This is a genomic window from Calyptranema fuscum S582, from assembly GCF_055793305.1.
Window position 1 is genome coordinate 24,463 of record NZ_JBSLYH010000061.1, and the last position, 12,119, is coordinate 36,581.

10 protein-coding genes are annotated in these 12,119 nt (G+C 47.7%); 6 read left to right on the top strand and 4 right to left on the bottom strand.

The window, feature by feature from the left end; translation table 11 throughout:
• The first annotated feature begins 216 nt into the window (after positions 1–216).
• The 4 genes from ACR6Z4_RS28000 (at position 217) to ACR6Z4_RS28015 (ending at position 5,046) form a co-directional block, all read left to right on the top strand.
• On the top strand, positions 217–1,179 hold the full coding sequence (locus ACR6Z4_RS28000) for a 30S ribosomal protein S1 (RefSeq protein ID WP_479720635.1): 963 nt from the start codon (positions 217–219) through the stop codon (positions 1,177–1,179).
• A 375-nt stretch (positions 1,180–1,554) separates the two neighbouring features.
• Positions 1,555–2,289: an HAD family hydrolase gene (locus ACR6Z4_RS28005; protein WP_479720636.1), complete on the top strand. Its 735-nt coding sequence runs from the start codon at positions 1,555–1,557 to the stop codon at positions 2,287–2,289.
• Positions 2,290–2,754: 465 nt separating this feature from the next.
• On the top strand, positions 2,755–4,017 hold the full coding sequence (gene metK / locus ACR6Z4_RS28010) for a methionine adenosyltransferase (protein WP_479720637.1): 1,263 nt from the start codon (positions 2,755–2,757) through the stop codon (positions 4,015–4,017).
• A gap of 663 nt (positions 4,018–4,680) precedes the next feature.
• The gene (locus ACR6Z4_RS28015) at positions 4,681–5,046 is read left to right on the top strand and encodes a hypothetical protein (protein ID WP_479720638.1); all 366 of its coding nucleotides are present in this window, start codon (positions 4,681–4,683) and stop codon (positions 5,044–5,046) included.
• Positions 5,047–5,279: 233 nt separating this feature from the next.
• Here ACR6Z4_RS28015 and cutA read toward each other — a convergent pair whose 3' ends face one another.
• The 3 genes from cutA to ACR6Z4_RS28030 form a co-directional block, all read right to left on the bottom strand.
• Positions 5,280–5,642 carry a divalent-cation tolerance protein CutA gene (gene cutA / locus ACR6Z4_RS28020; RefSeq protein WP_479720639.1) on the bottom strand — a complete coding sequence of 121 codons (363 nt, stop codon included), beginning with the start codon at positions 5,640–5,642 and terminating at the stop codon, positions 5,280–5,282.
• A 12-nt stretch (positions 5,643–5,654) separates the two neighbouring features.
• The gene (locus ACR6Z4_RS28025) at positions 5,655–6,563 is read right to left on the bottom strand and encodes a pentapeptide repeat-containing protein (protein ID WP_479720640.1); all 909 of its coding nucleotides are present in this window, start codon (positions 6,561–6,563) and stop codon (positions 5,655–5,657) included.
• A 944-nt stretch (positions 6,564–7,507) separates the two neighbouring features.
• Positions 7,508–7,648, bottom strand: a complete 141-nt coding sequence (locus ACR6Z4_RS28030; RefSeq protein ID WP_479720641.1) for a hypothetical protein — start codon at positions 7,646–7,648, stop codon at positions 7,508–7,510.
• Between the two features lie 155 nt (positions 7,649–7,803).
• Here ACR6Z4_RS28030 and ACR6Z4_RS28035 point away from each other — a divergent pair, with 155 nt between their 5' ends.
• Positions 7,804–8,772: an SGNH/GDSL hydrolase family protein gene (locus ACR6Z4_RS28035; protein ID WP_479720642.1), complete on the top strand. Its 969-nt coding sequence runs from the start codon at positions 7,804–7,806 to the stop codon at positions 8,770–8,772.
• Positions 8,773–9,378: 606 nt separating this feature from the next.
• Positions 9,379–10,857, top strand: coding sequence for a protein kinase domain-containing protein (locus tag ACR6Z4_RS28040; RefSeq protein ID WP_479720643.1), 1,479 nt, complete (start codon positions 9,379–9,381; stop codon positions 10,855–10,857).
• Here ACR6Z4_RS28040 and ACR6Z4_RS28045 read toward each other — a convergent pair.
• Positions 10,840–11,739 carry a c-type heme family protein gene (locus ACR6Z4_RS28045; protein WP_479720644.1) on the bottom strand — a complete coding sequence of 300 codons (900 nt, stop codon included), beginning with the start codon at positions 11,737–11,739 and terminating at the stop codon, positions 10,840–10,842. The genes ACR6Z4_RS28040 and ACR6Z4_RS28045 overlap by 18 nt on opposite strands.
• Positions 11,740–12,119: the final 380 nt, after the last annotated feature.

Genomic DNA, 12,119 nt, shown 5'->3' on the forward strand with positions numbered 1-12,119 from the left:
AAGTTAATTGCAGATAGAGTGCGTATCGCTCAGATGATGGGATATCATAGTAATTCTGGGTCAACCACTACCGGAATTTAGATTCCGTAAGATACTATTTCTAATAGGATGCAGGCTGAGGCTAAGCATTTGAGTGCACTTTTGCCATAGTTGTATCGCATCTTTGAAAGGAGACACCTATTACATCACGGAGAGAATTACTAGGAAATCGCTAGCATGGTCAATCAGGAAGTCACAGATATCGGTTTTACTCACGAAGATTTCGCTGCGCTCCTTGACAAGTACGACTATCACTTCAGCCCTGGTGATGTCGTCGCTGGGACTGTCTTTAGTTTAGAGCCAAGGGGTGCTCTGATTGACATCGGTGCTAAGACAGCTGCATACATTCCAATTCAGGAGATGTCGATCAACCGGATTGATAACCCTGACGAGGTTTTGCAGTCGAATGAAACCCGTGAGTTTTTCATCCTGACAGATGAAAATGAAGATGGACAACTGACGCTGTCCATCCGCCGCATTGAGTATATGCGTGCTTGGGAACGGGTGAGACAACTACAGGCAGAAGATGCCACGGTTCGTTCCATCGTATTTGCTACGAATCGGGGTGGTGCGTTAGTCCGCATCGAAGGACTGCGCGGTTTTATTCCAGGTTCTCACATCAGCACTCGCAAGCCTAAAGAAGACTTGGTGGGTGAAGAGCTTCCCCTAAAATTCCTTGAAGTCGATGAAGATCGCAATCGGTTGGTCTTGAGCCACCGTCGTGCACTGGTTGAGCGGAAGATGAACCGTCTGGAAGTAGGCGAAGTGGTCATTGGCACAGTCCGAGGTCTCAAGCCTTATGGTGCCTTCATTGACATCGGTGGTGTCAGTGGGCTGCTTCACATCTCCGAGATTTCTCATGATCACATCGACACACCTCATAGCGTTTTTAACGTGAATGATGAAGTCAAGGTCATGATTATTGATCTGGATGCAGAACGCGGTCGCATCTCTCTCTCAACGAAGCAACTGGAACCTGAACCAGGGGATATGGTCAAGAATCCAGAACTCGTTTATGAAAAGGCAGAGGAAATGGCGGCGTTGTATCGTGAAAAAATGATGCAGCAATCGCAACCTCCCGCTCCTCCGGTTGAAGAAGCGGCTCCTGAAATTGCTGAAGACACTGAGGCAGCTGAATAAGACGTTAGCTACCTGCTAGATGTCGTTCCTATCAGCAAGATATTTTTAGAAAGTTCTCTAGATTTTGATATAGAGATTTACCTCTGAATAAGCCAAAGTTATAAGTTTGGGAGCTATGTCATACATGGCTCCCAACTTAGTATTAGGGATCATGGATTTAATCACCTGTAAGTTTATGTTGTGAGGCGCGGCGGTGCCGCGCCTCACAACATAAACCTTGGGGTTTTAATTAATTCACAATTCTAAGGATCGTAACTAATTAACCTGTAATTCTTTTTGAGAGAGTGACGGCTCTGCCGTCACTCTCTCAAAAAGAATTAGGTTTTATTAAATCCACGATCCTCAAGCAGATCTTTTCGTCAAGAGAGGGATATTTTGGTTGCAATTCGGTGTCACGATAAAACGTTTCAGAATATCCAGGCTATTGTCTTTGACAAAGATGGCACCCTGGCAAATTCTGAGTCATTTTTGCGAAATGTAGGTCACAAGCGATCGCGCTTAATTGATGCCAAAATTCCAGGCGTCCAAGATCCTCTGTTAATGGCATTTGGTCTCGATAACGATCGCCTCAATCCGGCAGGTTTATTGGCGATCGGTACGCGCTATGAAAATGAGATTGCGGCGGCAGCCTATGTGGCAGAAACAGGGCGTGACTGGGCAGAATCTCTCGATATCGTGCGATCGGCGTTTACTGAAGCAGATGGATACATGAAGCGCAAAGCAGACGAAACGCCCTTGTTTGAGGGCGCTAGAGACCTGCTTCAAACCCTGGCAACCCATGTCAAACTCGGTATCGTCTCATCAGATACGACTGCCAATGTGGAAGATTTTGTCCAGAAAAACGAATTAAGCCCTTATTTCCACCTCCAGATGGGTCTGGATGAGCCTCCCGGCAAACCAAACCCTGCGATTGTTCATCGGGCTTGTGCCGCCTTAGGTGTAGCACCGGAGACAACCCTGTGGGTGGGTGATACGCAAGTTGATATTCAGTTAGCAACGGCGGGTGGTGTGGCGGGTTGTATTGCCGTGACGTGGGGTTGGACGCATCCAATCAAATTGCGCAACGCCGATGCTGTCATTGCTAAGTTTACAGAAATCCAAATTGCTTAAACTTACTTAAACAAATTCATAAGAGATCTGCGATGTAACAGAATCCCAGTTTTGTGGTGACGCGGCGGAGCCGCGCCACCACAAAACTGGGGTTTCATAGCAATGCTCAATGGCGTGCAGTAGGCGGTGTTGTGTAAGAGCCTCAAGGGTACAGAAGACTAACCCAGATTAGCGCTCTGGATGAAATGGCGATCGCTTCTTGCCTCTTACAGTACCCTGGCATAGCTACTCTTGCCTCTTCAGGAAAAAGACTGTGCCGCTTATCAGTTCCCTGTCAATAGGAAGAATTAACTAATAATCTTCTGCTAAGATTGGCATTTGTTTACAAAACAGCTTATTCTGTTTTCTACAACTGATACTACAAGGCAAGGTGAGTATCTGCCTGGATCGTTTGATTGGGGCTAGAGCAAAGATTCGCCTTCCTCTATTATCTTGAACTGTCCAGAAAAAGAGAGGTCGCTATCCTTGTCCCGTCGTTTCCTATTCACTTCCGAATCAGTTACTGAAGGTCATCCCGATAAGATTTGTGATCAGATTTCAGACACAATTCTTGACGCACTATTGACTCAGGATCCCAAAAGCCGTGTTGCTGCTGAGGTTGTTGTTAACACTGGCTTAGTTTTAATTACTGGAGAAATTTCATCCACCGCGCAAGTGAACTATGTTGACTTGGCGCGTCAGAAGATTGCTGAAATTGGCTACAACGACGCCACAAACGGCTTTTCTGCCCATAGCTGTGCAGTTCTTGTCGCATTAGATGCCCAGTCGCCTGATATTGCTCAGGGTGTTGATCAGGCGCATGAATTGCGGGCACAGTCTAGTGAAGAGGAACTAGACTCGATTGGTGCGGGTGATCAGGGCATCATGTTTGGGTTTGCCTGTAACGAAACTCCAGAATTCATGCCTCTGCCCATTTGCCTGGCTCACCGAATTTCTCGGAAATTGGCGATCGTCCGCAAGACCGGGCAGTTGCCCTATCTTCGCCCCGATGGCAAAACCCAAGTCACAGTCATCTACGAAGATGGTAAGCCGGTCGGCATCGATACAATTTTGGTTTCGACCCAGCACACCCCCGAAATTGATGACATCACGGATGCCAATGCAGTCCAGGCTCGAATTAAAGAAGATGTTTGGGAACTGGTCGTTCTGCCCAGTTTTTATGACATTGATGTGAAACCCGACGACCGGACTCGCTTTTTGGTCAACCCCACAGGCAAGTTTGTCATTGGAGGTCCTCAAGGAGATTCGGGTCTAACTGGACGGAAGATTATTGTAGACACCTACGGTGGATACTCCCGTCATGGCGGCGGCGCATTCTCTGGAAAAGACCCCACTAAGGTGGATCGCAGTGCTGCGTATGCTTGCCGCTATGTTGCCAAAAACATCATTGCCGCAGGGTTGGCAGAGAAATGTGAAGTACAACTGAGCTATGCGATCGGGGTTGCCCGCCCCGTAAGTATCATGCTGGATACCTTTGGCACCGGCAAGATTGACGACGATCGCCTATTAGAGTTAGTCAAACAGCACTTTGAGTTACGGCCTGCTGGCATTATTCAGGCATTTAATCTCCAGGTGCTGCCCTCAGAGCGCGATGGTCGTTTTTATCAAGAAGTCGCAGCCTACGGTCATTTTGGGCGAACAGACCTGGAGTTGCCCTGGGAACAAACCGATAAAGCGGCACTGTTGAAAGATGCTGCTAGTCAAAGCCTTTCAGGTGCCGCTGTTTAGACCGTCTAACCGTTGGTAATCTGAAGCTAAATGGATGGGAGGAGTGCTGAGCACTCCTCCCATTTTTGCTGGGGAATTGTCCTATCTACTCCGAATCGGGTTCTCATACAACCGTTGGAGCCTCATAAAAATAACTTGAATAACTTTTTTGGGAGAGTGCGGCTCCGCCGCACTCTCCCAAAAAAGTTGTGGGTTTTAATTTTGTAGCGATCCATTTGTTCTAATCAAGCGCTCGATGGCTATAGTAATTTCTCACTCAGGTTATGCCCCTGGAAGGAGTGCAATTTATCTTAGATTAGTTAGTAGTTATTTTGTTAGTTGAAAGACCTGTTTTTTAGCGATCGCACAATTCTATCTCTAGATTGATTCAGCGCTCCATCTTTCCAGCGTATAAATAAAAAGTAAGCTTTAGTCATTCACTAATCCCAATTGAACTGATAGTTTTCTGGGCTAATACTCAAAATTTAGCCTGAACTAAATCATGCTCAGTTGTCTGAAGAATAAAGCTTCTCAGGCTCTATTCATAGATGAGATTAGCTTTAGTAATCACAGCAATCTCGGACTACTATAGCGTTTCATATGTATGAAACTATAACGATTATCTGCATTTTGGCTAATAGCCTAAAGGTGTAGATTCAACTTATTACTTTGGAGGACATTCAGATGAATTTTGAAAATTTGAAAACAGCCGTAGTGCGTTCTGTGCGTGCAGTAGTGATTGTCTTTTTCTGCACTTTAATGGTGTTCTCTAACGCACATCCCGCCGTTGCCTTTGGCACATCGGGTAGTGATCCAACAGAAGGAGCTGCTCACTTAGACAAAATCCAAAAGAACTCTGAAAGAGCCCTGAAAGCTGAAAAAGATCGGTCTATGCAAGATTATGCCAACACCGCTGAAGAGGGAGCCAATGAAGTTCAGGGAGGAGCAGACATCAACCAAATGAGCCGCCCAGATAACTCGGCTGGCGCAACCACCATTCAAGAGCGAGTTGAAGAAGTGTTGGAAAATGTGGTGGGCGACAAGAAGTAGAACGTCCTACCCTATCCGGCTAGAGATTTGAGATAGAGTACCGCTACAAACCTGTGAATGTCATGTGCCGTGAAAGCTACGCTTTCACGGCACATGACATTCAGGGATATAGAGCAACTGTCGAGACAGTTAAATCAGGAAGCTGTGTGAGAACCCGCGCGGAGCGCGGGTTCTCACACAATCGTTGTCCTCATTAACCCCTCAATTGCTACAGGTACTGGAGTAAAAACGGTTCAAACAGGATGAATTTGTTCACCCATCCATTGCAGATATGCTGGCGAACCTGCCACGATCGGCAGCGCAATAATCTCGGGAACGTCGTAGGAATGGAGAGTTTGAATTTTTTGTTGCAGTGTCGAGAAATGGGATAAATCGGTTTTGATCACCAGTTGCCATTCAGCATCCTGGTGCGTTTTGCCCTGCCAGGTATAGATAGATTGAATCGGCATCAGACTGACACATGCGGCGAGTCGAGATTCAACCAGATATTTGGCGATCGCCTCTGCCTCCGCCTGGGACGCAGCCGTCACTAAGACGACACCATAGGTAGGAGAATTAAAATCGTGGGGATTGTTAGCCATAAACATGCGAACCATAACCAGCAAAACTTAGGAACAACTGAGCGTCGTTCTGGTTTCCCGTTGATTCCATGCCGATTGACCTGACGCAACGGTGCAGAGATAGTTGCGATTTGGGTCGGATAGGGTGACATCGGTAAACTCTGCCCCATCAATATTGACCCCCAATACATCAGCGGTACTTAAATCGGCAGTGCTCAGGTCTGCCTGACTCAAATTGCTCCAGTTTAAGTTTGCCTGGGCGAGAGTTGCACCAGAAAAATTGGCTCCCGTCAGGTTAGCCTGGGTGAGGGTTGCTCCTTTTAACTTGGCATCCGTAAAATTGGCGGAAACCAGCGTGGCGTTATTAAAATTGGCACCGCTCAATTTGGCATCGCTAAAGTTAACCCCGCTCAGATCAATGCCCTGTAAATCCATGCCGTTTAAGAATGCCCCCTGGAGGTTGGTATGGTTGAGAATTGCGCCTTGCAAATTAGCCCCACTCAACCGGGCTCCCGATAAATTTGCCCAATTCAAAGTGGCTCTGGCGAGGTCTGCACTTCTCAGGTTGACCCCAGACATATTGGCTCCACAGAAGTTTGCCTGGTTGAGGTTGGCACCTCGAAAGTTGACGTTGCTGAGGTTTGCGCCACTCAGCTTGGCATCGGTCAAATCCGATTTCACTAGAAAAGCACCGCTGGCTTCGACTTTAGTCAAATCTGCATTAACCAGGATGGCTTCGCTTAACTTAGCAAACTTTAAATTCGCCCAGTTTAAAAACGTCTTACTCAGGTCTGATTTTAATAAAAAGGCTCGGCTGAGATTTGCTCCCGTTAGGTTTGCGCCCGTCAAGTCTACCCCGATGAGCGTGACGCCACTCAAATCTGCTCCTCTCAGGTCAATGCCTCGAAAAGTTCGATATCCAGCTTCGTAGCATTTGAGCAAATAATTCACTTCCATAGGGTTGAGTAGACTCCTAAACGTAGTCTCTGTTTGATTTTTATGAGTTGCTCAGGTAGCAGTCGTCAACGTGCGATCGCCTGCGTTTACTCTTGAGACTGGCAGTGGCTCTGGAGTCACAATTCCCTCCTGTTCTAGCCTGATTCAATCAACTTCTAATTTCAAGCGCATGGCACCAAACATTACTAAACTTGACTGAATTTAATTGATCTGCCAACGGGGTGATATTCCAGATCCGGTGTTGATTGTTTGGCAAGGCTCTTTTAGCAGCCAAAGGGCTGGTCACAACAGGGGCGCGCGGGGGCTGTGCCTCCAAACAGGGGTTCCACCCCTGCACCCCGTCCTGATTCACCATTCACTTGCCATACCACACGCCTTTCCAAAAAATTAATCCCAAATTTGAACCATTCCCCACCACGAGTGCTCCTGAGCGACATAGTCATAGATGCCCTTAAAATGCCCTGGATCTCGCGAGAGATTCATATTCTTTGGTAAAGGTTTGTGGCTGAACTCAGGGAATTTACGAGGATTCCACCTCTCCATGCCAGGTTTAGGAGAACGGCTTCCTTCAGAATTGGGGACCGAACATATAGCAGATTCAATACGGTGTTGTGAGGCGCAGAGCACCCCACAACACCGTTTCTGCACTTAACAAACTTGCACACCACTATATAGCGATCCTAAATCCGGTGTGAAAGCGCCCGCCCTTCGGGCGGGCGCTTTCACACCAAATCATTTTCACAGATCAAATAGGATTGCTATAGTCATCGTCTACTGAGGATCACAAATTCATTAAAACCCGAAGATTTATTGTTGGAAGCTTGGCTCCGCCGCGCTTCCAACAATAAATCTTCGGGTTTATTAAATCCAAGATCCTGAGCAACGCCCAAAAAAAAGACAAAAAAAAGGCGGGTTAAACCCGCCCCATTGGCATAAACACGACGTTAACGGATGACGTAAGCCGCTTGCAGCGACCAGATAATTAAAAAAGCGATCGCTCCCAAAATCAACACAGACGATAGCATCACAGCGAGAAGACTATCTGCACCTTTAAATTTCATGATTCCCCGGTCAAAGTCTGTCATGAGTGAGATCCTCCTGGAAGTTAGCACACATTTAAAGACACGATGAACAGACGGTACGATTCCAACTTCAGTCTAGGTAAACACCTGGGGTGGCAGCTAGATTGTTTGAGAAGATTTAATGTTTGGTATAGCAATACCTGTAGGAGAGGGTCTGCGTGAAAATTGCCCTAATTGTCTGTGTGATCGGGTTGGGCGTTACTCTGTTACTTGAGTTGGGTTTGCGATGGTTCTTTGGCTTCGGCAACCCACTGATTTATCAAGCCGATGAGCAGATTGGCTATGTGCTGGCACCCGATCAATCCACCCGTCGATTTGGTAATCGCATTGCCATCAATCGTTTTTCGATGCGAAGTCCAGAAATTGCATCGTCTCGACCTGATGCAACGCTGCGGATTTTAATTCTGGGAGATTCAATTGCCAATGGCGGTTGGTGGACCGATCAAGCCAATATCATTTCAGAATTGCTCAAGCCCCACGTGCATCCATCTGCCACGCAACAGGGATGGCATCAGATAGAGGTACTCAATGCTTCAGCCAATTCTTGGGGACCGCGCAACGAACTGGCTTATCTGAAACGGTTTGGCACCTTTGAGGCGCAGGTAATCGTGTTGCTGCTGAATACCGATGACTTGTTTGCCACAACGCCAACATCAGTGCAAGTGGGGCGCGATCGCAATTATCCCAACCGCAAACCACCCTTTGCTCTGGCAGAAGTGTTGAGCCGATATTTATGGAAACAGCCGCCCATTCCCGAACTTGCTGCCGTGCAAGCGGAAGGGGGCGATCGCGTGGGCAAAAATCTAGACGCGATTCGTCAAATCCAAGCGATCGCGCAGCAACACCATAGCACGCTGTTGATTGCCCTGACCCCATTGCTGAGAGAAATTGGCTCACCTGGCTCCCGCGATTATGAAATCAAGGCAAGGCAACGATTGGCAGACTTCGTCCACGCCCAGCACATCGCTTACATTGACTTCTTACCCATTTTTAATACAGTATCCCAACCCCAAACTCTGTATCGCGATCACATTCATCTGACCCCGACCGGCAATCAACACATCAGCCAAGCGATCGCTGCCCAGGTCGCCTCTATCATCGCCTCAGGGGTCATCGTGAAGGGTTAAGGATGATATCTATGCCATGAACGCAAGGGGAGCAACACTGGATTCATGGAAGCGCGGCGACGCCGCGCTTCCATTGATAACCCTCCGAAAAAGAGTAACAGTGGAGCCATCGATTTCTCAAAAGCTTGATTCAGAACGGCATTGTGGGGCGCTCCGCGCCCCACAATGCCGTTCTGAGTCAACCTGCACAGCGCTCTATTCAAGCCCCGACGATCCTGTAACGATTTTCAATTGAGTGAAGTATAAATTATTTTTTGAAAGCCATGCTCTGCATGGCTTTCAAAAAATAATTTAATTCTAGTCAAAGACAAAGCACTATACGTCAAAATGTAAAGACATTTCGATAGATACCGTTCCTCTTTGAGATAGGAAGACTATCCTGAGATTATGAGGAAAAGGCGATCGCTCTATTCTGCGACATAGGCGAGGTCTTGAAAAGTCATATCCCTACGGTTTGATGAACGTGGCGTTTTGCAGGGTGGCGTTTGGGGTAAGGTCAGGATACGGTCAGGAGTTAGCCACAGCCTCTCGGATCGGGAGCATTTCCTTGGAATATTGAAGCTATACGCTGTATTCAAAGCTAGTGCCCCTCTAGTATTTCCCCGTATGAAGAGTCCGGTTGTAAGACGCGAAATGGAAACCATACTGGCAGGTCGTTATCAAATTGTTAGACACCTGGGTGGTGGTGGTTTTGGTCAGACATTTCTGGCAAAAGACGCGCACCTGCCAGGCAAACCATTGTGCGTCGTTAAGCAACTTAAACCGGCAGCAAAGAATCCAACGGCTATTGAGGTTGCCAAACGCCTGTTTGATCGCGAAGCCGAGACTCTCTACCGTCTGGGTAGCCATGACCAGATCCCTCGCTTGCTGGCACATTTTGAGCAAGATGCAGAATTTTATCTGGTACAAGATTATATTGCTGGCAAACCGCTGGATAGGGAATTAGTCGCTGGCCACCAGCTCAAAGAACCTGCCGTCATTGAGCTACTGCATGACATTTTGCAGGTGTTGTCGTTTGTCCACAAACAGCAGGTGATTCACCGAGACATCAAACCTGCCAATTTAATTCGCCGCAGTCGTGATAACCGCATTGTGTTGATTGATTTTGGCGCAGTTAAAGAAGTCAGCACCCCTAGCTTAGAAGCGACAGGGCAAACGAGTATGACGATCGCCATTGGCTCTCCGGGGTATATGCCCAGCGAGCAGCAGTCGTTTCATCCTCGCTATAGCAGCGATGTCTATGCGGTCGGCATTATTTGCCTGCAAGCTCTGACGGGGCTACCTGCCCGAATGTTGCCCCTTGATACAGCAACGGGAGAATTTTGTTGCGCCGTATTGCCAGATGACACCGTTGTCAGTCCTGAGTTCGCCGCCATTCTAGACAAGATGGTGCGGTATGACTATCGCCAACGCTTCGACAGTGCCACCTCGACCCTACAAGCTTTGCAGCAAATGCTGCGGGGGATCAGTCCGGTGCCCGTACCACCCCCACCCCCTGCCCTGCTGACGGAATTGCCGGATGAAACTGCCTTTTTAGAACATCAACTGCTGACCGACAATCAACTTCCAACCCAATTTGCCCCCAGTGCCGCACCGAATACGCTGCACACTATTCCCAATGAGATTAAATATCAATTAGAACGGCTGCTGGCAGAAATGATTGGACCGATCGCCAGTGTGATTGTGCCCTCGATCCTGTCGCAAGTGACGGCTCCGAAAGACCTGTTAGATCGGCTGACAACCCACGTTCCTGAACCAAAACGATCGCAATTTTTGCAACACGCCAGTCAAATTTTTAAGCGGCTGGACAACACCCCCATCACGGCATCCCAAGATCAGACCATGACCAAACTTGGGACGACGCCTCAAAGTACCGGCACCCCTTCGATTAGCCCCAACTTTATCAAACAGTGTGAATTGGAACTGGCAAAAGCCGTCGGACCGATCGCCCCTTTGTTGGTACAACGCACCCTGGCTAAATATCCACAACTGTCTGCCAACGAGCTCATCGACACATTGACCCAACATATCAAACAGGCAAAGACCGCCGAGGCATTTCGCAACGCCTTACTCCCCTTGCTTTAACATATCCATTGCCATCAATAGACTGGTTTTCATCCGGCTGAACGCCGCTGCCAATCGCCCAATTTCATCGCCAGAGGATTGACTAAATTCGGCATCCATATTGCCGATGCTCACTTCATTGGCGGCGATCGCCATCTGATTTAGCGGTTTAATCACCACTCGTTGCAGCAGAAAATTGACTGTCAGTAAGGTAATGGCAAAGGCAGCCGCAACAATGCCAACAAAGATAAACGAGGCTTGTCGGGCACCGTTGATCAGGCTACTGGCAGGCACTGAGATGATCTGTGCCCCAACAATTTCATTGAGCTGCCAGCCAAACCCATTGGCACTACCATAGGTTGTGAGTTGGCTGGGCGGTGCGGCTTCGGGCGTACTGTGGCACCGGAGGCAACTTTCTTTAGAAACGGTAATGGGACGAGCAATATAAAATAAATCTCCAGCCGGAGATACTCGATAGCCGGTGAGTTCCTTGAGTTCTGATTGGTTACGAAACCGTTCAACTAATTGCGTTTCAAACGAGTCTGCTTTATCCCGCAGGTTGGTTGGGTTTAGGGTTGCCTCTTTATAGAAAAAATCTTGGTAATCGGGATTGGTGCGCAAGATTTCCATGACCTCCCGTGCCGAATATCCCGGTACGGTTTGCGGCAAAAATTCGGGGTCAGTATCCAGTCGTGGAGCCAGTTCTGGATTGACTTGCTCGCTGGTATACTGCCGCACAGAGAGCATAGTCTGAAGCAGTAGTGTGGCTTTGCTGGTGACTTGATATTCAGCACTCCGACTCAGCAACGTGGAAAAGGCTAACCCGCTAAACAGCACCGCACCAATAAATACAATTAGTAAAAGTAAATTAAATTTACTGCTGAGCTTTAAGTTTTTAAACATCGATTGCCTCCAGCACTACCACCTACTTTCTTATCACAGTCTGAAACGAGGTTTGAAAAGTGGTGGGTTGTGACGTTAATGACGTAGGTAGCTTTTTTTGTCCTTGATTCAGCCATTTGAACAACTCGCTACGCTACTCTCTAGTGTAGAGATCCTTACACCCTTAAAAACCACAATTTTTTTGGGAGAGTGCGGCGGAGCCGCACTCTCCCAAAAAAGTGATTCACGTTATTTTTGTGAGGATCCTGGTCAGGGAGTTCTGCTCATTTTTGAGCGATCGCCTTTCGTGCTGGATTCACTCTAAATTAGTTTAAGAGCTAATTTATGAAGTAAATCTTAAGCGTTGAGATAAGGACTATAGCTTGATCCCCCCTTACCCC

What these genes read in the sequence shown, in the direction of transcription:
- ACR6Z4_RS28000 (WP_479720635.1), top strand. Translation starts at nt 217, where the DNA reads ATGGTCAATCAGGAAGTCACAGATATCGGTTTTACTCACGAAGATTTC.
- ACR6Z4_RS28015 (WP_479720638.1), top strand. Translation starts at nt 4,681, where the DNA reads ATGAATTTTGAAAATTTGAAAACAGCCGTAGTGCGTTCTGTGCGTGCA.
- cutA (WP_479720639.1), bottom strand. Translation starts at nt 5,642, where the DNA reads ATGGTTCGCATGTTTATGGCTAACAATCCCCACGATTTTAATTCTCCT.
- ACR6Z4_RS28025 (WP_479720640.1), bottom strand. Translation starts at nt 6,563, where the DNA reads ATGGAAGTGAATTATTTGCTCAAATGCTACGAAGCTGGATATCGAACT.
- ACR6Z4_RS28030 (WP_479720641.1), bottom strand. Translation starts at nt 7,648, where the DNA reads ATGACAGACTTTGACCGGGGAATCATGAAATTTAAAGGTGCAGATAGT.
- ACR6Z4_RS28040 (WP_479720643.1), top strand. Translation starts at nt 9,379, where the DNA reads ATGAAGAGTCCGGTTGTAAGACGCGAAATGGAAACCATACTGGCAGGT.
- ACR6Z4_RS28045 (WP_479720644.1), bottom strand. Translation starts at nt 11,739, where the DNA reads ATGTTTAAAAACTTAAAGCTCAGCAGTAAATTTAATTTACTTTTACTA.